Here is a 25478-nt window from a genome sequence, read left to right as displayed (position 1 = left end):
CCTCCAGGGATACGGTGTTGGCGACACTTTGACCCTATGAGGTTCGTTACTTAAAGCACTAGATCCAATACAGACAGTCACATTCCGTATGGTCCGGGTGTGTTTACGGTCGAGGCGGACACGTTCTGGAAGAACCGGTTCACTATCGGGGCCGTCCGCTTCCGAGGCTTGACCGGCCCTGCGCGATATGTGTGGCCTACGCAGCGACCTCGACCGGCCGACGACCCTCTCGGTCCACCGTGCGTCCTTTGCCGCTTGTCTCATTCGTGATCACCGACAGTCGCAGCGCGCCGCCGCTCTCTCGTTGTCGTTGTCTTGCTCCGTCACGGACCAACTCGTCCGTTCGGTGGAGCCGCCTGCCAACACGGCCACGGAACCCGGCCGTTCGGCCGAGGCGAACCGGCCCGGCGTACCGCCACAGTGGAGGTCATCACCCCTCCCGCCCCAGGAGTACGTCGATGTCGTCGATGTCCCATCAGGACACCAGCCCCAGCACGATGCCCGGCGGAGCGCGGGACGGCGTACTTCACGGCGTCCCGCGCTCATGCCCCGGAGACCTACGACCGGTTGAGGGACGTCAAGCGGTCGTAGGCACTCGGCCTGCCTCTGCGGGACAGCCAAGACAACCCCATGATCTTCTTCAACCTGCCGTGACCTGCCGTGACTTGCCCTGACCTGCCGTCAGCCCGACTTGACCACCGCCAGCCGCGGCTCGTCCTCGGCGGCGGGCCGGCCCACGGCACCCGCGCGCTGCTTCGGGATGAACATGGCGACCGCGAAGGCCAGCAGGGCCGCGCCCGCGCCGATGGCCATGACGACCTTGAAGCCGTTCTCCGAGGGCAGCGCGTAGCCGCCGAAGTCAGTGGTCATCTGGGCCAGGACGACGCCCGCGATGGCACTGGCGAAGGAGGTGCCGAGCGAACGCATCAGGGTGTTGAGGCTGTTGGCCGCGGCCGTCTCCGACTCCGGTACGGCGCCCATGATCAGGGCGGGCAGGGCGCCGTAGGTGAAGCCGACGCCCGCGCCGATGATGCAGGACACCAGGATCAGGTGCCAGACCTCGCTCATCAGCACGATGTTCAGGCCGTACCCGGAGGCCACGATCAGCGCGCCGATCATCAGGGTGACCTTGGGCCCCCGGGCCTTGGTGACGGCCGCGGACACGGCCGACATGGCCATCATCACCAGGCCCTGCGGGGCCAGCACCAGGCCGACGGTGAGCATCGACTTGCCCAGGCCGTAGCCGGTCTGCGACGGCAGCTGGAGCAGCTGCGGCAGCACCAGCGACATCGCGAACATCGAGAAGCCGAGCGCGACGGAGGCGAGGTTGGTGAACAGCACCTGCGGCCGTGCGGTGGTGCGCAGATCCACCAGCGGCTGCCGCGACCTCAGCTCCCACCAGCCCCAGGCCAGCAGGATCACGACCGCCGCGGCACCCAGACCCAGCGTCGTCGCGCTGGTCCAGCCCCAGTCGGCGCCCTTCGAGACGGCCAGCAGCAGGGTGACAAGACCGGCCGACAGCCCGAGCGAGCCGACCAGGTCGAACCGGCCGCCGGTGCGCGTCTTCGACGCCGGTACGACGGCCAGGACCAGCAGGAAGGAGAGCACACCGAGCGCAGCGGAGGTCCAGAACAGCAGGTGCCAGTCCCAGTTGTCGGCGATGAACGCGGCGGACGGCAGCCCGAGCGCGCCACCGACACCGAGCGAGGCACTCATCAGGGCGGTGGAGCCGGCGAGGCGGTCGGCGGGCAGCTCGTCCCGCAGGATGCTGATGCCGAGCGGGACGACCGCGGCGGCCAGCCCCTGCAGCGTCCGCCCGACGATCATCGGCACCAGCGAGTCGGCCAGCGCGCACACCACCGACCCGGACACCAGCAGGGCGATGCTCGCGAGCAGCATCCGCCGCTTGCCGTACATGTCGCCGAGCCGCCCGACGACCGGCGTGGCCACGGCGGCGGCGAGCAGCGTCGCGGTGACCGCCCAGGCGGTGTCGGACGGGGAGGCGTCCAGCAGCTTCGGCAGCTCCGGGACGATCGGGATGACCAGGGTCTGCATCAGCGAGACGACGATCCCGGCGAGGGCCAGCACGGCCACGACGGCGTTCGGCGCGGCGGACTTCCTTCCCGCGTCGGCGGGTCGGGCAAGGGCATGGGACATGACGGAGCCTCCATCAGGGGGTTGGTTCAGAGGTGCAGTGCAGAGGTGCAGCGGTTCAGAGGTTCAGAGGTGAGCTGGGAACGGCAGCTCGGCGATCACTTCGAATCCGCCCTGGGGCCGATGCCCCATCCGGATCCGGCCGCCGACGGAATGCGCGCGTTCACGCATCCCGATCAGCCCGTAACCACCGCTCGTCGAAAGGGAATTGACGTGCGATCCGGCCCGACCGCCGTTGCTGATGCTCAGCACCAGCCGCTCGGCGCCGTACACCAGCCGCACGTCCGCCGAGTGACCGCCGGCGTGCTTGGTGACGTTGGTCAGGGCCTCCTGCACGATCCGGTACGCCGTGAGATCCGCACCGGCGGAAAGGGCCCGCGGCTCCCCCTCCGTCGTGACGGTCACCTTGAGCCCGGCGCCCTCGAAGGACCCCACGAGCTCGGGAAGCCTGTCGAGCCCGGGCGTGGCCCCCGGTCGCGGTCGGTCGTCCGGCTCGTCGGTGTGGTGCCGGAGCAGTCCGACCGTGGCCTTGAGCTCACGCAGGGCCGAGTCGGTCGTACCGGCCAGCTCACCGGTGATCCGCCCGGCCTCCGTAGGCCGGCCTGGCAGCAGCCGGGCCACGGCGCCCGCCTGGATCTTGGCCAGGACGAGGTGGTGGGCGACGACGTCGTGCAGATCCCGCGCGATCCGCAGCCGCTCCTCCACGACCCGCCGCCGCGCCTCCTCCTCCCGCGTCCGCTCGGCGTGCTCGGCCCGCGCCTGCACGGCTTCGAGGTAGGCACCCCGCAGCCGCGTCATGGTGCCGAGCGCGGTGGGCAACAGCAGCCATGCGGCGGGACCGAGCAGCTTGAGGGACAGGGGTTCGTCGTACGGGTCGAGGACCAGGGTCGTGCCGACCACCAGGACGATCCCCACGCCGGCGAAGACGTTGGCGGTACGCCGGTCGGTCCGCAGCGCCAGCGTGTACAGCGCGATCATCAGCGGCCCGAGCAGCAGCACGGTCAGGAGATAGCCGAGCCCGGCCATCACCATGGCGCCCACCGTCGTCACCAGCGCGGTGCCCCGCGGCCGGGAGTGCCGCCACATCAGCGCCAGGCAGGAGACCCCGGCCAGCAGCACACCGGGCCACCACGCCGGTCCGGGTTCATGGCCCGGGAGCGTGACGACGGTGCCGGGGAGAGCACAGACGAACACGGCGAGGGCGACGCCGGCGTCGACTGTGTGGGGGTGCCGGCGCAGTTGCTGCTGCACGTTGCCGACCAGGGGAGGGGCGATGAGAGGGGCCATGAGAGGAGTTCCTGTCAGATGCCGTGACGGCAACGCCCGTCTTCAGGGGCGCGGGGCTGCATCGATATGCGGCTCCGCCGCGTGGGCGCGACCAGCCACAACGGCGCGGCACCCGCTCGACGACACCGCGTGGCACCACCTACGAGCCAAAGGTGACGACAACCTTCTCCGCCGCCCCCGGCGTCATCGCCAGCCCAAACGCCCGCTCGACCTCGTCGAACGGCACCCGATGACTGATCAGCCTCGCGAAGCGCTCATGGTGCTCCGCGAGCTCGGCGGTCACCTCGAAGATCTCGGTCGGATACCCCTGGGAGGCGATCAGCGTCAGCTCACTCCGCAGCATCCCCCCGAGATCGATCGCGTCGGACTTCTTCTGTACGGCGACCATGACCATCTTGGCCCCCCACTTCGCGGAGTCGACGGTGGCCTGAAAGACCGCGGGCGCCCCGGCGGCGTCGATATAGATGTCCGTCCCGGCCCGCGCCTGCCCGAGCGCATTCGCGGCAGGACCGTGCAGCTCGGTGAGCCGCTCGGTGACGTTCTCCTCCGCCGAGTTGATGACGGCGTCGGCCCCGACGGCCAGCGCCGTCTCCAGCCGCTCCGGGAGGACGTCGGCGACGACCACGTGCTCGACCCCGCGCAGCTTCAGCCAGATGGTGGCGCCCAGCCCGATGGGCCCGGCACCGAAGACGACCACCTTGTCGGCGGGGCCGGCCTCGGAGCGGTTCACACAGTGCCGGGCGACGGCCATCGGCTCGTTGAGGGCGGCGACGTCGAAGGGCACATGGCCGGGGAAGACGGCCAGGTTTCTGCCGATCTCCGCCTCCTCGACGAGCAGGTACTCGCTCATGGCCCCGTGCGCACCGCCGCACCCGATGATCCCGGAGGGCACACCCTGCGGGTTGACGACCACCCGGTCGCCCACCTTCAGCCCGCCGACCTCGGCACCGATCTCGACGATCTCACCGGCGGGCTCGTGACCGAGGGGGAGGGCGCGCATCGAGCCGTCGGCGCCGAGGGGCGTGCCGCCGAGGTGCAGGAAGAAGGTGTCGGTACCGCAGATGCCGCAGGCGCGGATACGGACCAGGGCGTCCTTGGGTCCGGGTGTGGGGCGCTCGACGGCGACGACGTCGATCTCGTTCTGGGCGCCGGTGTGAACGGACCTCATGGTGGTCATGGAGAGCTCGCTTTCTGTGACATCCGGTTCTGTGACATCCGGTTCTGTGACACCCGGGGGTGCCCGTGCCTTGTCATTGCTTAACTTAGGCAAGCATGTGGCTGTTACTTAAGTCAAGCAATCTTCTGATGCTTCGGAAAACTTTGCTTAACTTAGGCAAGTAGCTGCTACGGTGAAGCCATGTCCGCACTGTCAGCCGCAGCAGCGGCGCCCGACCCGGCGCACATCGTGGAGATCGAGAAGTGCCTCACCCGGATCACCTACCTGGCGAGCCGGGCGAGACAGCACGAGTACCTGATGGCCGCGGCCGGTCTGGCCCTGGACCGTGCCGCCGTGGCGATCCTGCGCCGCCTCGCCGAGAGCGAGCCGATGCGGCCCGGCGTGCTGGCGGGGCTGCTGGCGGTGGAGGCATCCCATGTCACGCGCCAGGTACAGCAGTTGGAGCGGGCCGGCTATGTGCTCAGGGCCGCCGACCCGCACGACCGGCGGGCCCAGCGCATCGAACTCACCGACGCGGGCAGGGCCGCGGTGGACCGCATCCGCGAGGTCGGCCGCATCGGCATGCGCATGGCGCTGGCCGACTGGTCCGACGACGACCTACGACAGCTCGCCGAGCTCTTCCACCGTCTGGTCGACGACTTCGTCACCAACGCCGAAATACCGGCCGACCTCGGCCCCACCGCCTGACGACCCGTTCCGGCGCGCAGCGCATCCCCCACACGAAGGGTGTCGCCATGAACGCGAACCTCTCGAACCTCCTGGAGAAACCCGCCCTCCCGATGAGGGCCTCCCTCGTGGAGAAACCCTCGCCCCCACGCGGGGACGGACAGTGCGTCCTGGTCGTCGCCGACGATCCGGTGGACAGCGAACTGCTCAGCACCACCCTGGAGTTGGCCGGCTACCGGGTCGGCACGGCGGGCACCGGAGCCGAGGGGATGGTGCGGCTGACCGAGCACTGCTTCGACCTGGCGGTGTGGGACGCCGTACTCCTCCCGCACCTCGCGAAGCTGCCGCCCGCCCCGCTGCTCTTCCTCACCACCTGCGACTCGATCCACCGCCTCGTCCCCGAACTCGGCCCGGGCGAACAGGACTACGTCACCAAGCCGCTGCGGATCGCCGAGGTCCTCGCCCGGGTCGACGTCCTGCTGCGCCGCCGATGCCCCGAACGCCCTGCCGGTCTGCCCCGCTACGGCGACCTGGTCCTGGACGACGCCACCTGCCGGGCCCGGCGCGGCACCCGTTCCCTCGACCTCACCCCCGCCGAGTACCGACTGCTGCGCCATCTGCTCGTCAACGCCGAGTGCGTGCTGTCGAAGGAGCAGATCAGCCGGCATGTGTGGGGCGACTTCCGGGCGAACGAGGCGATCGAGAAGCTGGTGTCGCGGTTGCGTCGCAAGGTGGACAGCGATCCGAGGGAGCCGGCGCTGGTCCATACCCGGCGGGGGTTCGGGTACTGGCTCGGGAGCGCCGGCTGACGTGTCGTGTCGTGCCGCGCCGTGCCGCATTGCAGGGTGGGTGATCGACGGCGGAGACTGGCTTCGGGCGCCGGCGTTGCGTGGGGAGAGGCCGAAGCGATGGGCTAGTACGTGGAGTTGCCCGGCGTGCGGACGTGGTACGAGGCCGAAGGCGCCGGTGATCCGCTGCTCCTGCTGCACGGCGCGTTCTGCACCAACGAGACCTGGCAGGCGCAGCGCGCGGGCCTCGCGGCGAGGTACCGCGTCCTGCTCCCCCAGGGCCTGTCCGGCGGATCATGCCGGCGTCGCGGGGTCTGGCACGCACTCCCTCAGAGGGGGGACCCCCAGCCGCGTTGTCGTCACTCGCCGACGCTCCGCGTCGACTCCCTCCTCCGCCTTGCAGCTGCACGCACCAGACCCCGCTCGGGTCCGCCGAAAAGAGACCGTCTCTCGAAGCCGGCCTGATCCGCCGGACAGGCCCTGGCGCCGCGGGCACGGTCGTACACACGATGTCACGGGACCGCTGTCCTACCAGGACATGGCCGACGACACCGTCGCCTTCATCGAGGCGGTCGCCGGCGGGCCCGCCCATCTCGTCGGGTGGAGCGACGGCGGGATCGTCGCGCTGCTCGTCGCCCTCGCCCGGCCCGACCTGGTCCGCAAGGTCGTGGCCATCGGGGCCAACTTCCGTCCGGCGCCGGAGAGTCTGGCGGCTCCGGCGATGTTCGAGGACCTGGATCCCGACGGTCCCGGCATGGCGGCGTTCCGTGAGAGCTACGCGGCCGTGTCGCCCGACGGCCGGGACCACTGGCCGGTCGTCGTCGGCAGGATGGCCGAGATGATCACCACGCGGCCCACCCTCACCACCGACGACCTGGCCCGCATCACCGCGCCCGCGCTCGTCCTCGTCGGCGACGACGACCTGGTGACCCTGGAGCACACCATCGCCCTGTACCGAGCGATCCCCCGCTCCGAACTGGCCGTGGTCCCCGGCACCTCGCACGCGCTCCCGCTGGAGAAGCCCGCGCAGGTCAACCGGATCGTCCTCGACTTCCTGGCGGGCGAGCCCGTTCCGACGATGCTGCCGATCCGGCGCGCGGGGGAGACGCCGTAGCCGGAGGCTCGGACGTGGGGTTGCGCACCTTCGGTCGGTCGCACCGGCATACGTGGGCGTCCGCAGCCGCTACCAAAGACGCACAGCGAGCGACGTTCGGCCGACGCGCGCGGTGCCGTCGCCGCTCGACCGGTGGGACCTGACCTGGGCCGCCGCTCCCCCCCCCGGCGTCGGGGCCGACCCCGCTGTGGAGCCGGCGGGCGGCGGGGCATGGGCCATGAGCCACGCCCCGCCGCCCGCCGGAGCGTCAGCCGTCGTTCTTGCCGAGCAGCTTGTTCATCTCCTCGATCTCGGCGGTCTGGGCGGTGATGACGGCGTCGGCCAGGTCGGTCGCCGGGGCGTACCGGCCCCTCGCCTTCTCGGTCTCGGCCATCTCCACCGCGCCCTCGTGGTGCTCGACCATCATGGTCAGGAACATGGTGTCGAAGTCCTTGCCGGAGGCCTTCGACAGCTTGTCCATGTCCTCCTGGTCCATCATCCCGGCCATGCCGGAACCACCGGAGTGACCGGCCGAGTGGTCCATGCCGGGCGCGGCCGACGGCACGTCCTCACCCCACGCCTTCAGCCACCCGGACATCGTCCTGATCTCCGGGTCCTGCGCCTTGCGGACGCGCTCGGCGAGGTCCTTGACCTGCGCGGAGGAAGCGCGGCCGGCGGCCAGCTCGGCCATCTCCAGGGCCTGCTGGTGGTGCGGGATCATGCCCTGCGCGAAGGAGACGTCCTGGTCGTTGTGAGCCTCGGCGCCCGCGGAGGCGTCGGCGGTGGCGTCCGTGCCCGACGAGGCCGAGTGCTTGGCCGCGGAGCCGGAGTGGGAGTCGCCGTTGCCACCGCCGCAGGCGGCGAGGACGAGGGCGGCGGTGGCGGCCGTCGCGGCCAGGGCGGCGCGGCGGATCAGGGTACGTGTGCTGGTCATGCGGGAACTCCTGCGGAGTGCGTGAGTGTTCGCCGCGCCTCGACGGGCGCGACGCGGGCATGGCTGCGTGCCGTGCGTTCGTACGGTGAACGGGGACGGCTCGGCCTTGTCCTAGGTCCGCAGGATCTGCAGTTCGGCGAGTGAGGGAGGCGCGCGCCCGCCCTCCGGCGCGGCGGCCACGGAACGGCCGTCGACATCGCCGGAGACGGCATGACCGGCCGGATCGGGCAGCGGGGCCGGCAGCACGGGGCCCGCGCCGACAGCACCGGAGGCGCAGGTCGGGTCGGCGTGCTGGGCGTGCCCGCCGCCGGTGGTGCCGCCGTGACAGACGGACTCGTCGGTGGTGCCCGGCATGTGGGCGGCGGTCATGGCGCGCGCGTGGCCGTGATGGGACGAGGCGGCGGCGACCGCGTTGCCGGGCCCGAGCGCGTGCATCCCGAACAGCCCCGCGAGCAGCCCGAGCAGCAGAAGCATGCGCCACGGCCCCGTCATCGGGAGCCGCGGCGCACGGAGTCGCTGTGCGCGGGTTGTCACGCCCTCATCGTACGTATGCGGCTCGCGGCCGACTCACCAGGTGACCGGCAGCGCGTGGAGGCCGTAGATCACCGCGTCATGCTTGAAGGGGAGTTCGTCCAGGTCGGCGGCGACGCGCAGGGTGGGCACGCGGCGCAGCAGGGTCGGGTAGACGACCTGGAGTTCCATACGGGCCAGCGGCTGGCCGAGGCAGTGGTGGGTGCCCACGCCGAACGCCTGGTGGTGGCGGGCGTCACGGGTGAGGTCGAGCCGGTCGGGGTCGGGGAAGACGGCCGGGTCCCGGTTGGCCAGCTCGCCGAGGAGGATCACGCCGTCGCCGGCGCGGATGGTGTGCCCGGCGATCTCGATGTCCTCCAGGGCGGTCCTGCGGCGGCCGAGATGGACGATGCTGAGATAGCGCAGCATCTCCTCCACCGCCGAGACGATCGCCTTCGGGTCCTCGGCGTCGTGCACGAGGGCGAGCTGGTCGGGGTGCTGGAGCAGCAGCAGGGTGCCCAGGCTGATCATGTTGGCGGTGGTCTCGTGCCCGCCGAGCAGCAGCAGCACGCCCATCGTGGCCGCCTGATGACGCGTCAACTCGCCCTTGCGGATCCGCTCGCCCAGCGCGGAGAGCAGGTCGTCGCCGGGGTGCGCGAGCTTCTCGCCGACCAGGTCGTCGAGATACCCGTGCAGGTTGGCGTGCGCCGCCCGCCGCTCCTCGGGGGTGGCGGTGGCGGAGACGATGGCCTTGCTGTTGGTCTGGAAGAACTCGTGGTCCTCGTACGGCACCCCGAGCAGCTCCGAGATCACCAGCGACGGCACCGGCAGCGCGAGCGCCTGCACCAGGTCGGCCGGTTTGGGCCCGTCCAGCATGCGGTCGATGAAGTCGTCCACCATCCGCTGCACCGACGGCCGCATCGCCTCGATCCGCCGGATCGCGAAGGCCCCGCTCACCATGCGGCGCAGCCGGGCGTGCTCCGGGTCGTCCATGCCGACGAAACTCAGGTCGGTGGCCTCCTGCTTGCCGCCGGTGTGCGGCACGGGGCTGGGGAAGCCGGGGTTCGAGAAGTCCGCGCTGAGCCGGGCGTCCCCCAGCAACTGCTTCTGCTCGGCGTGCCCGATCACGGCCCAGGGCTCGCGACCGTCCCAGGACCGCACCCGGGTGAGGGGCCCGTGGTCGGCGAGGGCCCGCATCTCGGGGGAGAGGCCGAAGGGGCAGGAGGAGGCGCGGGGGTGGGGGAAGTCGGGGGTGTCGGGAGTGTTGGGGGCGGTGGTGGGGGTGGTGGGGGCCATGGGGTCTCCCTCGGTCTGGGGTGGGGGCGGGAGTGGCGTACGTACGTGGGTGGGGGTGGGGGCGGGGGCCAGTTTGGGCGGGGCTCGGTCAAGGGTTGGCGGAGTGGCGTACGTCGGAGGCGACCGGCGATGGCGTCATCGACGGTGACAGTGACGGTGACGGCGTCGTTGTCGGCGTCGGGGGAGCCAGGAGTAGCCCGGTGAGGGCGTCGGTCAGGGCGGTGGCCGTGGCGTCCCAGGACGGGGGGAGTTCACCTGTCCCCTCGGCGAGCGCGCGCTCCTGCTCGGCGCAGGTGTGGGTGATCAACAGGCGGGCCATGCGCCCGCGTTCGGCGCGTACCTCGGCGGGCAGGAAGTCGAGGCGGCGGCCGAGGCCGCGCAGGGTGCGCTGGAGGGGTTCCCGTACGAGCGCCTCGTCGGTGACGAGCGCCCTCAGCACGGGGTCGGTCATCACGAGCGCGGAGAAGCGGGCGTGCCAGGAGGGGACGCCGAGCGAGTCGAGATACGCGGTGACGGGCCGTACGAGACAGGCCACCCAGTCCCGGACCTCCGGCACGGCATCCCCCGTGCCCATCTCGTCGAGCATCCGCTCCCGAGCGTCCTCGATCGCCTCGGCGTTGCGGCGCATGATCGCGCGCACCAGCCCCGACTTGCTGCCGAAGTGGTAGCCCACGGCGGCGACGTTGCCCTGCCCCGACGCCTCGCAGATCTGCCGGTTCGACACCGCTGCCAGTCCGTGCTGGGCGTAGAGCCGCTCGGCGGCGGTCATGATGACGTCGCGGGTCTCGGCGGAGCGGTCGGTGGGCGGGGCGGTGTCCGTCATGCCGCCCAGCCAAGTTAAATCACATGACTTAATCAAGCGGGGGTGGGTGTCTGTCTTGAAAGGGAGCCGAAGAGTCCGGAACCGATCGGCAGGCTCGACGACTTTGCCATCTCTTTACAACCTGCCCCGCCGCCGGGTCGTCTCTCCGCTCGACCGTCATCCAGCCCACCGCGTACGGCAGTACCGGGCGGGCCGACGAAAGAGAGCGAGCGACTCCATGCGCCGAACCGTCCTGAGCGCCCTGGCACTTACGGCCACCGCCCTGCTGGCGAGCACCGCCCCCGCCTTCGCCGACGGGACCTCCCCGACCCCGGCCCCCAGCCGGACGGCCACACAGCCGCCGGCCTCCGCCGAGCCGAGCCCCGAGCCGACCACCGACGCCAGCGCGCAGCCGACCCGCCCCGCCTCGCCGGTCCCCTCGGCACCGTCGGAGGCCGAGCCGACGCGGCCGTCGGAGGGCGGCCAGGTCTCCGCCGTGCCGTCCGGGGCGCCCGACACCGGAGTCACGGCGGCGTCCTCGTCGTCCGGCAACACGGGCGGACTGATCGGAGGCGGTGCGGCGGCGGCGGTCCTCGTCGGTGGCGCGGTCTTCGTCGTACGGCGTCGGCGGGCGAACGGCGTATGACGCCGCTGTCCGGGCCGGCGTCGCCCACGCCGCTCTCCAGGCGTGCGTTCGGCGCGGCGGCCACGGCGGCCATGGCCTCGCTGCTGGTGGGATGCGGCGGCCAGGGACAGGAAGCGGAGGCCGCGAGCGGGCAGTCCCGGAGAACGCGAGGCAGGAAGGAGGCGGGCGGCGAGAGCGACGGTTCGTCTTCCTCTTCCTCCTCCTCTTCCTCGCCGTCCGCGAACTCGGCGCGGGCGCTGGGCCGTTCGTCCCCGGTCCGTCTCCAGATCCCGGCGATCGACGTCGACACCCCCGTCATACGGCTCGGCCTGGCGTCGGACGGCACGGTGCAGGTGCCGCCGATCACGGCCGACGACCGCGCGGGCTGGTACCGGCACTCGCCGACGCCGGGGCAGGTCGGCCCGTCGGTCCTCCTCGGCCATGTCACGGTGGGCGCCCACGGGGACGGGGTGTTCCGGCACCTCGCCCGGCTGCGGCGGGGCGACCGGATCGTGGCGCGCAGGGAGGACGGCAGCTCGGCGGAGTTCACGGTCAGCGCCGTACGGACGGTCGCCAAGGCGGACTTTCCGACGGACGACGTCTACGGGAACGTAGACCGTCCTGAACTGCGGCTGATCACATGCGGGGGGCCGCGGGACGGGGAGGAGTACCGGGACAACGTGATCGTGTTCGCCAGGCTGACCTCCACAACACCCTGACCGCCCGCCCCGCCGCAGTCACCGCACGCCCGGATACCGGGCTTCAGGACGGATCCCGGGCTTTCGGAACGGCCGCCGACGGCCCGGCATCTTCCTCCACGAGTGCGGCGCGTGTTCATCACCACCCTGGAGAGCGTTGAAACGGTCCCGAGACAAGGCAGCGTCCGAGCTGTTCGCCGCCCTGTATCCGCGCCTGGCCGGCTGGTGCCGCCGTCTCGTCGACGACGACGAGACGGCCCACGAGATCGCCTCCGAGGCCTTCACCCGGCTCTGGGCCCGCTGGAGCCGGGTGGAGGAGCCGCGCGGCTTCCTCTATGTCACGGCGGCCAACCTGGTCCGGGACCACTGGCGCAAACTGGAGCGCGAGCGCAAGGCGATGCGCCGGGTCACGGCGGAGGCCGAGGCCAACTCCCATACGGAACAGGCGGACCCGGCCGTACGTCTGCTGGTCCAGTCCCTCCCCGAACGCCTCCGCACCCCGATCCTCCTCCACTACTACGCTGACATGCCGATCCGGGAGGTGTCCGTGCTGACCGGACGTAAGGAAGGAACCGTCAAGGCCGACCTCCACGCGGCCCGCGAACTGCTCCGCGTCCACCTGAGGAGAAGCCTTGACCACACGCTTTGACGAGGACCCGGACGTCCCGGAGCTGTCCCCCGACGACCCCCTCGCGGTGATCCTGCGACCTCCCTCCGAGCACCTCGCCCCACCGCCCGGCCACTACGAGGCGGTCCGCCGCAGGGCATCACGCCGCCGCCTCCTGCGTACGGCGGCGGGTCTCGGCGCGACGTGCGCGGTCGCGGCCCTCATCGCGGTCCCGCTGCACTTCGCCAGGCCCGACGGCCCCACCACCCCGACGCCCCCGCTGGCACCCCCGCCGGCGACGAGCCGTACGACATCGCCCGAGCCGTCGTTGCCCTCCACCCCGTCGCCGTCACCCACGTCCGCGGAATCGGCTTCGCCGACGCCGACGGTGCCACCGGAGACCGCGGGCGTTCCGACCGCCACGAGCGACGGGACGGGCGTGACCCGGACGCCGGACAGTTCGGCGGCGGCTACGGCGGTGCCGTCATCGGAGGCGTCATCTGTGCCGACGACGCCTCCGCCGACGGAGCGGGCGGGAACGGCGGCCACGCCTACGCGAGTTCCGTGAATCTGGCGCGGTCCGTCGTTGCGGAGGGGGCGTAAGGGGCGCAGCCTCGGTGGGCGTCGGGCCTCACCGGCCGCCACGTCGTGTACACGATCTGGCAGGCGTCCCACATGGACCAGACGTACTTCCTGTGCAGTGACGTGAACTTCCGCTGAGTCGGAGCTGATCGCGTCGAGCTGGACGGGGGTCCACTCCCCTCCCTCGCCCTGAACGGTGAACGCGCCGGCGATGAAGGACTCGGGCAGCACCCGCCATCCTGAACAACTCGGCGGGCGAGACTCCTCGCACCAGCGTCAGGGTGGACCCGATGTCCAGCGCGTACTGCCACACCTGCTTCTTCGGGTCCGGGTACCTCGTCTGCTTCCGCCGGCCGGGCTCCGAAGTCGAGGGTTGTTGGGCGCGCGTCTAGGATGGGCGTATTGCCCCATTCGGGGGGTTGGCCGGGGCTCGGATCAGAGCCCGGGTCCGCGGCGGCGTGGACGCCCGCAGGGGAGTCACCCCACACCCACCGTCCTTTACTTTTGGGCTTCTCAGCAATGCCAGGAGCACTGCCATGACCGCTCAATCCGACTCGATCGTCCTGGAGCGTCCGGCGCAGGAGCTGGCCGACGCGACCTCGCACCATCCGTTCTTGTACGAGCTGAAGCCGGTCGAAGCACGCAAGGTGCTCGACGACCTGCAGGCAGCGCCGGTCGACAAGCTGCCGGTCGACGAGGAGTGGATCACCGTATCCGCCTCCGTGGGCGACGTACGGGTGCGCATAGTCAAACCGCAGGGTGCCACCGGAACACTGCCCGTCGTGCTGTACATGCACGGCGGCGGCTGGGTGCTGGGCAACGCCGCCACCCATGACCGCCTGGTACGGGAGCTGGCGGTCGGTGCCCGCGCAGCGGTGGCCTTCGTGGAGTACACGGCCTCACCGGAGGCCCACTACCCCGTGGCCATCGAGCAGGGCTACGCCACCGCACAGTGGATCAAGCGTGAGGGGGCGTCCAAGGGCCTGGACGCCGGGCGCATGGCGGTGGCCGGCGACTCGGTCGGCGGGAACATGACGGCCGCGCTAGCCCTGATGGCCAAGGAACGCGGTGACGTCACCTTCGTACAGCAGTCCATGTACTACCCGGTCACGGACGCGGCCATGGACACCGGGTCCTACGAACAGTTCGGCACCGGCTATTACCTCAGCCGCAAGGCCATGGAGTGGTTCTGGGACGCCTACACCACCGACCCGGCGCAGCGCGAGGAGATCACCGCCTCCCCCAACCACGCCTCCACCGATCAACTCGATGGCCTGCCGCCCGCCCTGCTGATCGTCGACGAGGCCGACGTGCTGCGCGACGAGGGCGAGGCCTACGCCGCGAAGCTGCGCGCAGCGGGTGTCCCGGTCACGACGGTGCGCTACGACGGCGCGGTGCACGATTTCATGATGCTCAACTCGCTGAGCGAGACCAGGGCCACCCGAGCGGCCGTGGACCAGGCTGTCTCGCTCCTTCGCGATGCCCTCGGGACCGGTTAGCGAACCGAACTCGACGTACGGCTCGGCAGGATCTGTTTGCTGTATCAGGCCCGGCCTTCCTCGTCAGCGCGCCCCGAACTGCACCCCCGTCGGCTGCAGCACATCCGGCCGCACCGCGAGCCCGTCCACCGTCAGCGTCTCCCCGTAGATGTCGGTCAGCCTGATGTCGCCCCCGCACCCGCCCCCCTGCTCGGAGAGGAAGTAGTTGTACTCGGTGCGCGGCAGTTGGCGCCACGTCGTGCCGTCGCGGACCTCCAGGCGGGCCAGGGGATTGCGGTGGCCTACGGCCTGGATGCCGCACCAGTAGCGGCTGGAGCCTGTTTTGTAGCGGATCGCGATCTTGTCGGAGGTGGTCGGGCTCAGCAGGGTCCAGGTGATGGGGATCTGGCCGGTCGATGGGGTCGCGAGCTTGGCGAAGGCCTGGGCGCTGAGGTCGAGTTGGCCGGGGGCGCACGGGGCGGGGCATTCGTTGGTGATGCGGACCGTTATGGAGGCGCCGGTTGCCGCGCGGACCTGGACGTACGCTCCGCAGGCCTTTGAGGTCTCGTAGTCCGTGGTGTTCATCGCCGCGGTCATGACGTCGTCGGTGGGACCGTAGAGGCAGGCGCCGTCGCCGTTGCCGGCGTCGTAGAAGGTCGCGGTTCCTTTGTAGGTGGTGTCGGGGTGTATTCGGCCTGCCAACGGGGCTGTCGCCGACGCCGGTTGGGGAGCGGGCTTGGCTGAGGGGCGTGCCGTTGTGGGGGTTGTGCGAGGTTGCGGGGTGGGGGGTGCCGTGGGAGTGGGCTTTGTGGATGGTTTTCGGTTCCGTGTGGGGGACGGGCTTGGCGGATTCTTCGGGGAGCCGGACCGCTTGTCCGCCGTCGGTGTCGTCGTGGCGTGACCTGCCGTGGGTTCCGTGTCGGGGCGTAGCGCCATCAGGAGGGATGCGGCGAGTGCGACCGCGGCCACGACTGCCGCGGGGACCAGGAATGTCCGCCAACTTCGGGGGGACCGGCGGTGGGAAGGGGATGCCATGGGTGAGTCCGTCCTTACGTGGTTCGGCAGCAGCAGAGCACGTGGGGGTGGTGGATGTGGGGCTCCCGGGTGGGGAGTTTTCCATGTGTCAGTGGTCGCCGGGGGCGGAATGGTTGCCGGGGTTGTGAGCCGCTGTCGCGTCACCGTGCGCAAGCAGTGCCGACTGTCCTGGCCGTCCTGGTTGTCCTGGCTGTCGTACTCCTGGCTGACCCGTTCCCCACCCTGTACTGCGTTCTCAGTACAGGGGATTGTCGGCACCCGCACGACGACGCGGCACCCCTTCTCCCGACAGCCTGGGCTCACGTTCGAGTCCCAGATGTGGAGACCCCCTGCCGTGGCTACTTTCCTTTATCGCGTGGGCCGTCTGGCCTTCCGGCGGCGCTGGTACGTCGCCCTGGTCTGGGCGGCCGTGCTGGCCGCCGTCGGGTTGGGTGCCCTCAAGGCTCCGGGAGCCGCCGACGAGGAGTTCTCCATGCCGGGCATCGAGTCGCAGAAGGCGTTCGACCTGATGGAGGAGCGCTTCCCGGGTGCGACGGCCGACGGTGCGACCGCGCGGGTCGTCTTCGTCGCGCCGGGCGGTGAGAAGGTGACCGCCGTCGAGAACAAGAAGGCCGTCGAGGAGGCCGTGACCGAGCTGGGCGATGGTGCGCAGGTCGGGTCCGTCGTCGATCCGTTCCAGGCGAAGGCGGTCAGCGCGGACGGGACGACCGCGTACGCGACCGTCACCTACAAGGTCAAGGCCAACGAGCTCACCGACGCCAGCAAGACCCACCTGGAGCGGACGCTCGAGGACGCCCGGGACTCCGGGCTGACCGTCGAGGCCGGCGGGAGCGCGATGGGCGACGGAGGCGGTGCGGGCGGGATGGCCGAGGTGATCGGCGTCGCGATCGCCGCCGTCGTCCTCCTCGTCACCTTCGGCTCGCTGGCCGCCGCGGGGCTGCCGCTGCTGACCGCGATCATCGGCGTCGGCGTCAGCATGGCCACGATCCTCGCGCTGGCGGACGCCCTCGGGCTGTCCACCACGACCGGCACCCTCGCCATGATGCTGGGCCTCGCGGTCGGTATCGACTACGCCCTGTTCGTCGTCTCGCGGTATCGCGAGGAGCGTGCCAAGGGCAGTGCGCCGCAGGAGGCGGCCGGGATGGCCGTCGGTACCGCCGGGTCGGCCGTCGTCTTCGCCGGGCTCACCGTCGTCATCGCGCTCGCCGGGCTCTCCGTCGTCGGTATACCGATGCTCACCAAGATGGGGCTGGCCGCGGCCGGTGCCGTCGTCGTCGCCGTGTTCATCGCGCTGACGCTGGTCCCGGCCTTCCTCGGCTTCTGGCCGAACGCCGTCCTGTCGAGAAAGGCCCGCAAGAGCGGCCGTATGGAAGAAGCCGGTAACGCCAACGGCGGGACCCGGTGGGCGCGGTTCGTGCTGCGCCGGCCGCTGCCGGTGCTGCTGCTCGGTGTGGTCGGCCTCGGGGCGCTCGCCGTGCCGATGACGCAGTTGCAGCTCGGCATGCCCGGCGACGAGGCCAAGTCGACCTCCACGACCGAGCGGCGGGCCTACGACGCGCTCGCCGACGCCTTCGGGCCGGGCTTCAACGGGCCGTTGACCGTCGTCGTGGACGTCAAGGGGGACGCGGATCCGAAGGGTGCCGTCACGACGGTCTCCGAGGAGATCGGGGGCACGGAGGGTGTTGTGTCCGTGTCTCCCGCCCGCTTCAACGACGCCGGTGACACCGCCGTCTTCTCCGTCGTGCCGTCCACCGCGCCCACGGACGAGAAGACCAAGGAGCTGGTGACCACCATCCGGGGCGAGCGTCCGGGGGTGGAGACCGAGACCGGGGCGACCTTCGAGGTCACCGGGACCACCGCGATGAACATCGACATCGCCGACAAGGTGCAGTCCGCGCTGGTCCCGTATCTGATCGTGGTGGTCGGGCTGGCGGTCGTCCTGCTGCTCGTCGTCTTCCGGTCGCTGCTCGTCCCGCTGAAGGCCGCCCTCGGCTTCCTGCTGTCGGTGCTGGCCTCACTCGGCGTGGTCGTCGTGGTCTTCCAGCAGGGGCACGGCGCCGAGCTGCTGGGCGTGGAGCAGACCGGGCCGATCATGAGCCTGATGCCGATCTTCCTGGTGGGCATCGTCTTCGGGCTCGCCATGGACTACGAGGTCTTCCTCGTCTCGCGGATGCGGGAGGCGTACGTCCACGGGGAGTCGGCCCACCAGGCCGTGACCAGTGGGTTCCGGCACAGCGCCCGTGTCGTCGTGGCCGCCGCGCTGATCATGATCGCGGTGTTCGCCGGGTTCATCGGGGAGAGCGACTCCATGATCAAGATGATCGGGTTCGGGCTCGCCTCCGCCGTGCTCTTCGACGCCTTCGTCGTACGGATGGCGATCGTGCCCGCCGTGCTCGCCCTGCTCGGCGACAAGGCCTGGTGGCTGCCGAAGTGGCTGGACCGGATCCTGCCGCGTGTGGATGTGGAGGGCGAGGCGCTCAGCCGCAGGTCGGAGGCGGCGCCGGAGCCGGCCGGGACCGAGGAGAGGGAAGTGGCGCGCACCTGAACCACCGGCCCACCCCCCACCAGGGGCCGCCCGTGACCCAGGACGAGGTCACGCGCGGCCCCGTCGCCGTCCGTGACCTCGATCGTCCACCATGGCCTCAGCACCACACCGACCGGAGAGTCCGATGACCACCAGCCAGGAGCGCCGTTACGCGGACCGCCTAGAGGGGTTCGCCGCCCGTCACCCCTTCGTCGTCGACCTGGTCATCGTCGCGGCGCTGATGGGCTCCGCGACCCTCGGCAGCCTGCTCACCCTGCCCGGCGCCGAGCCACCGGACCAGGACCGGGCCAGCGCCGTCCTCCTGGGGATCTCCTGCCTCGCCCTGCTGAAGCACCGCACCCATCCACGCATCGCCCTCGTCGTGACCGCGGTCTGCACGGTCGCCGTCGTGGCGATGGGATATCTGGTCACCCCGCTGTTGCTGGGGCCGATCATGGCGGCGCTGTTCTGGCTGTCCAGCCACACCGACCGGAAGACCACCCGTGCCTACGGCATCCCCGCCACGGTGGCGCTGATGCTCGCGGCCGCGTTCTCCGACTCCATGGACCACGTCTCGCTGCTGCTGAGGACGATCGGCCCGCTCTTCTGGCTGATGCTGCCCCTGGCCGCCGGCAAGATGACCCAGCTGCGGCGCGCCTATCTGAGTTCGATGCGGGCCCGCGCCGAGCACGCCGAGCGCACCCGGGAGGAGGAGGCACGGCGCAGGGTCACGGAGGAGCGCATGCGCATCGCCCGTGAGCTGCACGATGTCGTCGCCCACCATCTGGCCCTGGCCAACGCCCAGGCCGGCACGGCCGCGCACCTGGCGCTCACCAGTCCGGAGCAGAGCCGGCAGATCCTCACCGACCTGACCGGCACCACGTCCTCCGCGCTGCGCGAGCTGAAGGCCACGCTGGGGCTGCTGCGGCAGAACGGCGACCCGGACTCCGCGCCGCTGGAGCCGTCGCCCGGGCTGGCCCGGCTGCCCGAACTGGTCTCGGCGTGCGCCTCCGCGGGGGTCACCGTCACGGTCACCACCGAGGGGGAGCCGCGGCAGCTGTCCCCCGGCGTGGACCTCACCGCGTTCCGCATCGTGCAGGAGGCGCTCACCAACGTCACCAAGCACGCCACCACGGAGGTCGCCCTCGTACGGCTCGTCTACTCCGGCACCAGCCTGCTGATCACCGTCACCGACGACGGCCCCATGGCCGCCCCCGGGGGAACCGGGGCCGCGCAACCCCAGGGCTTCGGCGTCATGGGCATGCGCGAACGCGCCCACTCCGTCGGCGGCGAGCTGCACGCCGGCCCCCGCCCCGAGGGCGGCTTCGAGGTCACCACCACGCTCCCGCTCCAGCCGCACCCGGCCGAGGCGGACACCGAGCCGTGAACCGGTCGGAGAGCGGACGCCGATCGGTCCGTCAGAGACCGAACTCCTGAGGGGACAGGCCCAGAGTCGAGCACGCCTCGCGCAGGACCTGCTCCTCGGCCGGGGCGATATAGCCGTCGGCGCCCGCGACGACGAAGCCGGTCTGGACGACCGCCCTGGCCTCCGTCGGCTTCTTCGCCGCCTTGGCGATCTCCTGGAGGGCCTCGGTCTTGCCCTGCTGGAAGTTGTACGACAGCTGGTCGACGTGCTTGTTGAAGCGCTGCCGCAGCTGTTCGGACGGGAAGTTCTGCAGGACGTCGTTGTTCAGGATCAGCGATTCCACGTGCTGGCGCTCGGCCGGGTCGACCTGCCCGTCGGCGGCGGCGACCAGGGCGCACATGGCCATGCTGGCGTCACGGTAGGCACCGCTCTTCAGCTCCGTCTTCAGGGAGGTGAGCTGGGACTTGAGCGCGCTCACCAGCTGCGCCTTCGAACCCCCGGAGGACCCCGAACCCGGCCGGCCGTGTCCGCCGGCGCCATGCCCGCCGGCGCCGCGCGCCCCCTGCGCCTGCTGCTGCAGACCCTTGGCCTGGTCCTTGATCCGATCCCACATCGCCATCCGTGCCACCTCGGCTTCAGCCCATGTCGTTCCGGTCATCGGCGCGCGTTCCACGCGTCCCTCCGGCAACTCCCCCCGACCCCGTGAAGTTCCCGGCCTAGCCCGGACGGCTGACCTGCCGGAGCCCTGCACCGAGGCGCACAGGGGTACGGTAAAAACGTCCTAAATGGCGCAACTCCGTAGGAACCCGGAGTGTGATGCCATGGCCCACCGTCGCAACACCCCACCCGGTGGCACCGGAGATCTGCTCCAGACGCTCGGCGACCTGACCGGCCGGATACTGGACCGGATCAAGTTCCAGCAGGCCCGCGTCGAACTGGCCGCCGCGCTGCAGCGCCAGGTCCTCGCGGCCGAGCTGCCGGTCCTGCCTTGCCTGCGGGCGGCGGGACGGTACGCGCCGGCGCGGGCCGGGCTCGACATCGGGGGCGACTGGTACGACGGGTTCCTCATGCCGGACGGCTCGGTGGGGTTCGCGATCGGGGACGTGCAGGGGCACGACGTCGAGGCGGCGGCGATGATGGGGCAGGTGCGGACCTGTCTGCGGGCCGTCACCACCGCTACCACGGACCCGGCGGAGGTGCTCCGCCTGACCAACGACCTGCTCGTCTCCATGGCCTCCGGCCTCTTCGTGACCTGCTCGTTCCTGCGCTTCGACCCGGTCACCGGCGAGCTCGCCGACGCCCGCGCCGGGCACGTTCCGGCCGTCTGGGCGTCGGACGGCGGCCGCTGCGACATCGTGATCAACGAGGGCGGTCTGCCGCTGGGCATCCAGGCCGGCGAGAGCTACCCGTCGACCCGCCGGTCGCTGACCGACGTGGGCGTGTTCGTGCTGGTCACCGACGGGTTGGTGGAAGGCCCCAGCTATCCGATCGAGGAAGGTCTGGAGCGGGTGGCCGCACTGGCGGGCGGCGCCTGCCGGGGCGACCCGGACGAGCTGGCCGCGCAGATCATCAAGGTGGCGGACGCCACCGGCCACAGCGACGACGCCGCGGTTCTCGTCCTTCGCTACGGAGGGTTCCAGGAGCAGCGGCCCCAAGGCGGGCCGAGATGACCGGTGCGGCACGGGGTGCGCGGCGCCGGCAGTACGTCACCGAGGGACTGCGGGGGGCCGCCGTCGTGGCCGCCTACTACGTCAGCGCCAAGATCGGGCTGCAGCAGGAACTGGTGCGCGGGCAGGTCACGCCGCTCTGGCCGCCCACCGGCATCGCCCTCGTCGTCCTGCTGCTGTGGGGCCTGAGGATGTGGCCGGCCGTCGCGCTCGGCGCGTTCCTGGTGAACGTGGCGCTGGGCCCGTCGATCCTCCCCGTGCTCGCCATCACCGTCGGCAACACCCTCGCCCCGGTGTTCGCCTGTCTGCTCCTGCGGCGGGTGGGCTTCCGTCTCGCTCTCGACCGGCTCCAGGACGCCCTGGCGCTGGTCTTCCTCGGGGCCCTGGTCGGAATGGTGGTCAGCGCGACCGTCGGCACGGGGGTGCTCGCGGCCGCCGACGCGCTCGGGGCCGATGACTTCTGGCCGACCTGGTCGGTGTGGTGGACGGGCGACGCGATGGGCGTCCTGGTCTTCGCTCCGCTCCTGCTGGTCGCGCGCGAGGCACGGTGGCCACGGGGGGTGTCCGCCCTGCGCTGGGCCGAGGCGGTGGCCCTGCTCGTCGGCACGACGGCGGTCTCGGTGCTGGCCACGCACAGCCGGCTCAACCTGCTCTTCCTAGTCGTCCCCTTCCTGGTCTGGGCGGCCTTCCGCTTCCAGCTGGTCGGCGCCGCCCCGTGTGTGCTGATCGCCTCCGTGATCACCATCCACGCGGGGGCGCGCGGGGCGGGCCCCTTCGCCGGGCACGATCTCCTCGCCCAGATGGTCATCCTCCAGGCCTTCAACGGCACCGTGTCCCTGACCGCCCTGCTGCTCTCGGCGATCATCACCGAGCGCAACCACACGCTCGGCGAGATCGAGCGGGTCTGCGAGCGCCTGACGGAGGCCCTGTCCCGGCTCGCGCCGGAGGAGCACCTCGATCGGTGGTCGTCGTCCCGGCCGGGGGAACGCGAGCGCGGAAAGGGACAGCAGCGCAGGTGAATGCCTGTACGACGGGGTGGGGGCCGCTCTGAGGGCCGCTCGAACCGTCAGGAGCGGAAGCCGATGACCCCGAAGCCCGGCCGTTCCTCCGCGTGCCGCATCCAGCCGAGGCACTGCATGACGGCGTCCACGATCTCGGGCTCCAGCGGCGGCGCCTCGCCCGACGCGTCGACCGCCCGCTTGGTGGCCTCGAACTGCTCCAGTGCCCGTGCGACGGCCTCGGGCGTCCAGGTACCGCAGCCCGGTGTGAAGGTGTACGGCAGCGGGGCGGGCAGACCGCCGTAGCCGAAGTCCTCCACGGACACGGCGGTGACGCCGAGCGCCTTCAGGCCCTGGTCGACCTGCGCCAGCCAGTCGCCCCGGTGCGGGGTGAAGCAGCTGTTGTCCAGGAACGTGCCGGTGAGCGAGCACAGCCGCTTGTAGGCGTAGCCGTACTGGAAGCCGTGGTCCTCGTTCTCGCTGAACGGCCCGCCGTGGACGACCGCGCGCAGCGCCTCGTACGCCGTCGGGGCGCCTTGCTCGATCTCGTGGCGGAAGGAGGCGTCGTCGCGGGTCAGGTCGTCGCCGAACCTGTCGCGTATGACCTCCAGCAACTGGTCGTCCCGGGATCCGACCAGGGCGCGCGTGGCGGCGACATCGAGCAGGTGGACGCTCAGCGAAGAACTCATGCCACGAACCTATGGGATGCCACTGACATCGCCTCGAACTCGCCGTCTGAGCAGGGACTTTGAGGCCGGAGCGTCGGCGGGGCGTCGGCCCGGGACCGGCGTCGTCACACGGGCACGGGCCCGGCGGCGGGCAGCTCACCCGCCTGCTCGTCCGTGACCAGGTGGACGACGACGCGCCGGGCCACCGGCACCCGCGCGGGTTCCGCGGTCCTCGGCCGCTCGGCCCGTAACATCGCCGCCGCGGCCGAATGGGCCCACCCGGCCACCCGGCCCGTGTCGAAACGGCCCTCACCCACCAGGGGATCGAGAAACCTTGCGCGTCTGCGTCGCCCTGTTCACCGCGGACCTGCGGCTGCACGACAACCCCGTGCTCCAGGCCGCTCTGCGGGACGCGGAGCGCGTGGTCCCGCTCTTCGTCGTCGACACAGGTATCCGTCGCGCCGGGTTCGTCGTGCCCAATCGTGCGGCGTTCCTCGCCGACAGCCTGGCCGACCTCGACGCGGCCCTGCGGGAGCGGGGCGGTCGGCTGGTGGTGCGGGTCGGTGATGTCGTCGAGGAGACCTGTCGGGTGGCGGCCGAGACCGGGGCCGATGCGGTGCATGTCGCGGGCGGGGTGAGCCGGTACGCGGTACGGCGCGAGGACCGGCTGCGTGCGGAGCTGGCGGGTGACCGGCGTGAACTGCGCGTCCACGACGCCTCGTTGACGGCCGTGCCGCCGGGGGCGCTGACGCCCTCGGGCGGCGGCAAGGACCACTTCGCGGTGTTCACGCCGTACTTCCGGCGTTGGGAGAGCTTCTCCGTGCGGCGCGTGCTGCCGGCCCCGGACGCGGTACGGGTACCGGACGTGCGCTCGGCCGACCTGCCCCGAGCCGAGTCCCTCGCGGCGGGTTCCGCGTCGCCGGGCCTGCCCGAAGGCGGGGAATCCGGGGCCCGGCGCAGGCTGCGGTCATGGCTGTCCGGCCCGCTGTCCGCCTATGACGAACGGCACGACGACCTGGCCGCCGACGCGACCTCGCGGCTCTCCCCCTACCTGCACTTCGGCTGCCTGTCCGCCACCGAGTTGCTGCACCGGGCCCGCTCCCAGGACACCCCCGGGGCGCACGCCTTCGTCCGCCAGCTCGCCTGGCGCGAATTCCACCACCAGGTCCTGGCGGCCCGTCCCGATGCGGCCGACCACGACTACCGCCCCCGGCACGACCGTTGGCGCCACGCACCGAAGGAGATCGAGGCCTGGCGGGACGGGCGTACGGGCTATCCGGTCGTCGACGCGGCCATGCGCCAGCTCCGCCACGAGGGCTGGATGCCGGGCCGGGCCCGACTCCTAGCGGCGAGCTTCCTCGCCAAGACGCTGTACGTCGACTGGCGGGTGGGCGCCCGCCACTTCCTGGACCTGCTGGTCGACGGTGACCTCGCGAACAACCAGCTCAACTGGCAGTGGGCCGCCGGAACCGGCACGGACACCCGCCCGAACCGGCTCCTCAACCCCCTCGTCCAGGCACGCCGTTTCGACCCCGACGGGGAGTACGTACGCCGCTGGCTCCCGGAGCTGCGGCATCTCGACGCCGGGACGGTCCACCGTCTCCCGCGGCTCGACGAAGCCGGCCGCGCGGGCCTGGAGGGCCTGGACTACCCCGCCCCGATCGTGGACCTGGAGACGGCCGCCGCCCGGTTCAGGGCGGGGCGGGGCGTCGACTGACCGGTCGGAGACGGGCTCAGCCGTACAGGGCCACCCTCGGGGCCACCGTGCCCTGGGCCTGCGGGTTGACGACGGTCAGCCGGTAGACCTGGGTGAGGGTCTCGCCCGCGGGCAGCGTGCGCTGTGCGTCCGTGAGGTCGGTGAACAGCGTGCCCGTCTGGGCGCCGGGCCGGACGGTCTCCCAGCAGCCGTGCGCGGTGCGGCGCTCCAGCTTGACGTCCGTGGGGGTCAGGAACGGACCCGCGTCAGGGGACGTCACGAGGAGCTGGGGGGCGACGGTGCGTTCGGCCGACGAGTCGTTGCGGTACGTGACCGTGAACTCCTGCGGCGCGCTGTCGGCCGGGAGGGGGCTCGTGGGCAGGTCCACGAAGTCGGTGGGGGCCGCGGGGGCCTGCTCCTGCGCCCCCGTGGACGCCGCCGCGACGGACGGCTGCGTGGCCGCCATGGCGGGGCCCGCCGCGACCAGGCCGGAGAGCGCCACGATGAGCGCCACGGAAGCGAGCCTGAGACGACTGTTCTTCAACGACACGTTCGCTGTTCCTTCGAATTCGCTCGGGTGAACCGGTCTTCTCGGTGGTGCGGTCGGCCGCGGACGTATTCCAGGGTACGCAGCGCGGCGGAGAAGCCCTGGGTGAGAACTCTCAAACTTTCAATCACCCTACTGGGTGGCAGGCTCGTCCGTCTGACGGGCCCCTGCTGACGGGCGCCTGTTCGAGGAGCGGTTCGGCCCTTCGAGGGGAGCCCCCGGCGTGGCCGCGGCGCTCCTGTCGGTGTTCCTACTGCTCGCAGGTGTGAATTCCCCTCCG

The 25478-nt window shown here is 71.3% G+C and carries 24 protein-coding genes and 3 pseudogenes; 14 read left to right on the top strand and 13 right to left on the bottom strand.

The features are described 5' to 3' along the window. Positions 1–681 precede the first annotated feature (681 nt). From BLU79_RS21725 to BLU79_RS21715, 3 genes are all read right to left on the bottom strand, one after another. Positions 682–2157 (bottom strand): MFS transporter, encoded by a 1476-nt coding sequence (locus BLU79_RS21725; RefSeq protein WP_093907509.1) that lies wholly within the window; start codon positions 2155–2157, stop codon positions 682–684. A gap of 63 nt (positions 2158–2220) precedes the next feature. Then, the gene (locus tag BLU79_RS21720) at positions 2221–3441 is read right to left on the bottom strand and encodes a sensor histidine kinase (RefSeq protein WP_256333415.1); all 1221 of its coding nucleotides are present in this window, start codon (positions 3439–3441) and stop codon (positions 2221–2223) included. A gap of 139 nt (positions 3442–3580) precedes the next feature. Next, positions 3581–4618 carry a zinc-dependent alcohol dehydrogenase gene (locus BLU79_RS21715; protein ID WP_093907508.1) on the bottom strand — a complete coding sequence of 346 codons (1038 nt, stop codon included), beginning with the start codon at positions 4616–4618 and terminating at the stop codon, positions 3581–3583. A 180-nt stretch (positions 4619–4798) separates the two neighbouring features. Here BLU79_RS21715 and BLU79_RS21710 point away from each other — a divergent pair, with 180 nt between their 5' ends. From BLU79_RS21710 to BLU79_RS21695, 4 genes and pseudogenes are all read left to right on the top strand, one after another. Continuing rightward, a complete protein-coding gene (locus tag BLU79_RS21710; protein ID WP_093907507.1) occupies positions 4799–5305 on the top strand; it encodes a MarR family winged helix-turn-helix transcriptional regulator in 507 nt (168 codons plus the stop codon). 92 nt (positions 5306–5397) lie between these two features. Then, positions 5398–6093: a response regulator transcription factor gene (locus BLU79_RS21705; protein WP_093907771.1), complete on the top strand. Its 696-nt coding sequence runs from the start codon at positions 5398–5400 to the stop codon at positions 6091–6093. 111 nt (positions 6094–6204) lie between these two features. Next, a pseudogene (locus BLU79_RS49160) lies at positions 6205–6351 on the top strand (alpha/beta fold hydrolase); the annotation flags it as partial. Positions 6352–6556: 205 nt separating this feature from the next. Beyond that, positions 6557–7186 (top strand): annotated as a pseudogene (locus BLU79_RS21695) (alpha/beta fold hydrolase); the annotation flags it as partial. A 247-nt stretch (positions 7187–7433) separates the two neighbouring features. Here the strand turns inward: BLU79_RS21695 and BLU79_RS21690 are convergent. The 4 genes from BLU79_RS21690 to BLU79_RS21675 all read right to left on the bottom strand — a co-directional run bounded on the left by BLU79_RS21690 (position 7434) and on the right by BLU79_RS21675 (position 10728). After that, a complete protein-coding gene (locus BLU79_RS21690; protein ID WP_093907505.1) occupies positions 7434–8099 on the bottom strand; it encodes a DUF305 domain-containing protein in 666 nt (221 codons plus the stop codon). 111 nt (positions 8100–8210) lie between these two features. Beyond that, positions 8211–8633, bottom strand: coding sequence for a DUF6153 family protein (locus BLU79_RS21685; RefSeq protein ID WP_371131906.1), 423 nt, complete (start codon positions 8631–8633; stop codon positions 8211–8213). 33 nt (positions 8634–8666) lie between these two features. Next, positions 8667–9905 (bottom strand): cytochrome P450, encoded by a 1239-nt coding sequence (locus tag BLU79_RS21680; RefSeq protein WP_093907503.1) that lies wholly within the window; start codon positions 9903–9905, stop codon positions 8667–8669. Positions 9906–9993: 88 nt separating this feature from the next. Continuing rightward, entirely contained in the window at positions 9994–10728 is a 735-nt protein-coding gene (locus BLU79_RS21675) for a TetR/AcrR family transcriptional regulator (protein WP_093907502.1), read from the bottom strand. A gap of 217 nt (positions 10729–10945) precedes the next feature. Between BLU79_RS21675 and BLU79_RS21670 the strand changes: the two genes are divergently transcribed. From BLU79_RS21670 to BLU79_RS21660, 3 genes are all read left to right on the top strand, one after another. After that, on the top strand, positions 10946–11353 hold the full coding sequence (locus BLU79_RS21670) for a Tat pathway signal sequence domain protein (protein WP_093907501.1): 408 nt from the start codon (positions 10946–10948) through the stop codon (positions 11351–11353). After that, positions 11350–12051 (top strand): class F sortase, encoded by a 702-nt coding sequence (locus tag BLU79_RS21665; protein WP_093907500.1) that lies wholly within the window; start codon positions 11350–11352, stop codon positions 12049–12051. The genes BLU79_RS21670 and BLU79_RS21665 overlap by 4 nt, the downstream gene beginning before the upstream one ends. Positions 12052–12187: 136 nt before the next feature. Then, positions 12188–12679, top strand: a complete 492-nt coding sequence (locus BLU79_RS21660) for an RNA polymerase sigma factor (RefSeq protein ID WP_093907499.1) — start codon at positions 12188–12190, stop codon at positions 12677–12679. Between the two features lie 93 nt (positions 12680–12772). Here BLU79_RS21660 and BLU79_RS48310 read toward each other — a convergent pair whose 3' ends face one another. Beyond that, positions 12773–13186 carry a hypothetical protein gene (locus BLU79_RS48310; RefSeq protein ID WP_177001123.1) on the bottom strand — a complete coding sequence of 138 codons (414 nt, stop codon included), beginning with the start codon at positions 13184–13186 and terminating at the stop codon, positions 12773–12775. Between the two features lie 63 nt (positions 13187–13249). Between BLU79_RS48310 and BLU79_RS47485 the strand changes: the two are divergent. Then, positions 13250–13357: pseudogene (locus BLU79_RS47485) on the top strand (lytic polysaccharide monooxygenase); the annotation flags it as partial. 398 nt (positions 13358–13755) lie between these two features. Next, positions 13756–14718: an alpha/beta hydrolase gene (locus BLU79_RS21650; protein WP_093907497.1), complete on the top strand. Its 963-nt coding sequence runs from the start codon at positions 13756–13758 to the stop codon at positions 14716–14718. A 63-nt stretch (positions 14719–14781) separates the two neighbouring features. On the opposite strand, the gene BLU79_RS50030 is transcribed toward BLU79_RS21650, so the two are convergent. Next, positions 14782–15399: an expansin EXLX1 family cellulose-binding protein gene (locus BLU79_RS50030; RefSeq protein WP_371131905.1), complete on the bottom strand. Its 618-nt coding sequence runs from the start codon at positions 15397–15399 to the stop codon at positions 14782–14784. A gap of 667 nt (positions 15400–16066) precedes the next feature. Between BLU79_RS50030 and BLU79_RS21640 the strand changes: the two genes are divergently transcribed. Together BLU79_RS21640 and BLU79_RS21635 are read left to right on the top strand one after the other, a co-directional pair. Beyond that, the gene (locus BLU79_RS21640) at positions 16067–18277 is read left to right on the top strand and encodes an MMPL family transporter (RefSeq protein ID WP_177001122.1); all 2211 of its coding nucleotides are present in this window, start codon (positions 16067–16069) and stop codon (positions 18275–18277) included. Positions 18278–18401: 124 nt separating this feature from the next. Beyond that, positions 18402–19643: a sensor histidine kinase gene (locus BLU79_RS21635; RefSeq protein ID WP_093907494.1), complete on the top strand. Its 1242-nt coding sequence runs from the start codon at positions 18402–18404 to the stop codon at positions 19641–19643. A 31-nt stretch (positions 19644–19674) separates the two neighbouring features. Here the strand turns inward: BLU79_RS21635 and BLU79_RS21630 are convergent, their stop codons facing one another. Next, positions 19675–20241, bottom strand: a complete 567-nt coding sequence (locus tag BLU79_RS21630; protein ID WP_093907493.1) for a tellurite resistance TerB family protein — start codon at positions 20239–20241, stop codon at positions 19675–19677. Positions 20242–20443: 202 nt separating this feature from the next. Here BLU79_RS21630 and BLU79_RS21625 point away from each other — a divergent pair, with 202 nt between their 5' ends. Next, the gene (locus BLU79_RS21625) at positions 20444–21292 is read left to right on the top strand and encodes a PP2C family protein-serine/threonine phosphatase (RefSeq protein WP_093907492.1); all 849 of its coding nucleotides are present in this window, start codon (positions 20444–20446) and stop codon (positions 21290–21292) included. After that, on the top strand, positions 21289–22308 hold the full coding sequence (locus BLU79_RS21620) for an MASE1 domain-containing protein (protein ID WP_093907491.1): 1020 nt from the start codon (positions 21289–21291) through the stop codon (positions 22306–22308). The genes BLU79_RS21625 and BLU79_RS21620 overlap by 4 nt, the downstream gene beginning before the upstream one ends. A gap of 47 nt (positions 22309–22355) precedes the next feature. On the opposite strand, the gene BLU79_RS21615 is transcribed toward BLU79_RS21620, so the two are convergent. Beyond that, the gene (locus BLU79_RS21615; RefSeq protein WP_093907490.1) at positions 22356–22976 is read right to left on the bottom strand and encodes a DUF7691 family protein; all 621 of its coding nucleotides are present in this window, start codon (positions 22974–22976) and stop codon (positions 22356–22358) included. 104 nt (positions 22977–23080) lie between these two features. Then, a complete protein-coding gene (locus BLU79_RS49155) occupies positions 23081–23209 on the bottom strand; it encodes a hypothetical protein (protein ID WP_256333414.1) in 129 nt (42 codons plus the stop codon). Between the two features lie 80 nt (positions 23210–23289). Between BLU79_RS49155 and BLU79_RS21605 the strand changes: the two genes are divergently transcribed. Further along, positions 23290–24672, top strand: coding sequence for a cryptochrome/photolyase family protein (locus BLU79_RS21605; RefSeq protein WP_093907488.1), 1383 nt, complete (start codon positions 23290–23292; stop codon positions 24670–24672). Between the two features lie 16 nt (positions 24673–24688). Here BLU79_RS21605 and BLU79_RS21600 read toward each other — a convergent pair whose 3' ends face one another. Further along, on the bottom strand, positions 24689–25201 hold the full coding sequence (locus BLU79_RS21600) for a hypothetical protein (protein WP_093907487.1): 513 nt from the start codon (positions 25199–25201) through the stop codon (positions 24689–24691). Between the last annotated feature and the right edge of the window lie 277 nt (positions 25202–25478).

The organism is Streptomyces sp. cf386, assembly GCF_900103585.1.
Taxonomy (GTDB): Bacteria; Actinomycetota; Actinomycetes; order Streptomycetales; family Streptomycetaceae; genus Streptomyces.
The sequence above is the reverse complement of the archived record's forward strand: the minus strand, read 5'-3'. Positions and strand labels throughout refer to the sequence as shown.

Bases quoted from the DNA above. Each gene is read 5' to 3' on its own strand.
- BLU79_RS21725 (WP_093907509.1), bottom strand. From the start codon at position 2,157: ATGTCCCATGCCCTTGCCCGACCCGCCGACGCGGGAAGGAAGTCCGCC.
- BLU79_RS21720 (WP_256333415.1), bottom strand. From the start codon at position 3,441: ATGGCCCCTCTCATCGCCCCTCCCCTGGTCGGCAACGTGCAGCAGCAA.
- BLU79_RS21715 (WP_093907508.1), bottom strand. From the start codon at position 4,618: ATGACCACCATGAGGTCCGTTCACACCGGCGCCCAGAACGAGATCGAC.
- BLU79_RS21710 (WP_093907507.1), top strand. From the start codon at position 4,799: ATGTCCGCACTGTCAGCCGCAGCAGCGGCGCCCGACCCGGCGCACATC.
- BLU79_RS21705 (WP_093907771.1), top strand. From the start codon at position 5,398: ATGAGGGCCTCCCTCGTGGAGAAACCCTCGCCCCCACGCGGGGACGGA.
- BLU79_RS21690 (WP_093907505.1), bottom strand. From the start codon at position 8,099: ATGACCAGCACACGTACCCTGATCCGCCGCGCCGCCCTGGCCGCGACG.
- BLU79_RS21680 (WP_093907503.1), bottom strand. From the start codon at position 9,905: ATGGCCCCCACCACCCCCACCACCGCCCCCAACACTCCCGACACCCCC.
- BLU79_RS21675 (WP_093907502.1), bottom strand. From the start codon at position 10,728: ATGACGGACACCGCCCCGCCCACCGACCGCTCCGCCGAGACCCGCGAC.
- BLU79_RS21670 (WP_093907501.1), top strand. From the start codon at position 10,946: ATGCGCCGAACCGTCCTGAGCGCCCTGGCACTTACGGCCACCGCCCTG.
- BLU79_RS21665 (WP_093907500.1), top strand. From the start codon at position 11,350: ATGACGCCGCTGTCCGGGCCGGCGTCGCCCACGCCGCTCTCCAGGCGT.
- BLU79_RS21650 (WP_093907497.1), top strand. From the start codon at position 13,756: ATGACCGCTCAATCCGACTCGATCGTCCTGGAGCGTCCGGCGCAGGAG.
- BLU79_RS21635 (WP_093907494.1), top strand. From the start codon at position 18,402: ATGACCACCAGCCAGGAGCGCCGTTACGCGGACCGCCTAGAGGGGTTC.
- BLU79_RS21630 (WP_093907493.1), bottom strand. From the start codon at position 20,241: ATGGCGATGTGGGATCGGATCAAGGACCAGGCCAAGGGTCTGCAGCAG.
- BLU79_RS21625 (WP_093907492.1), top strand. From the start codon at position 20,444: ATGGCCCACCGTCGCAACACCCCACCCGGTGGCACCGGAGATCTGCTC.
- BLU79_RS21620 (WP_093907491.1), top strand. From the start codon at position 21,289: ATGACCGGTGCGGCACGGGGTGCGCGGCGCCGGCAGTACGTCACCGAG.
- BLU79_RS21615 (WP_093907490.1), bottom strand. From the start codon at position 22,976: ATGAGTTCTTCGCTGAGCGTCCACCTGCTCGATGTCGCCGCCACGCGC.
- BLU79_RS49155 (WP_256333414.1), bottom strand. From the start codon at position 23,209: ATGTTACGGGCCGAGCGGCCGAGGACCGCGGAACCCGCGCGGGTGCCG.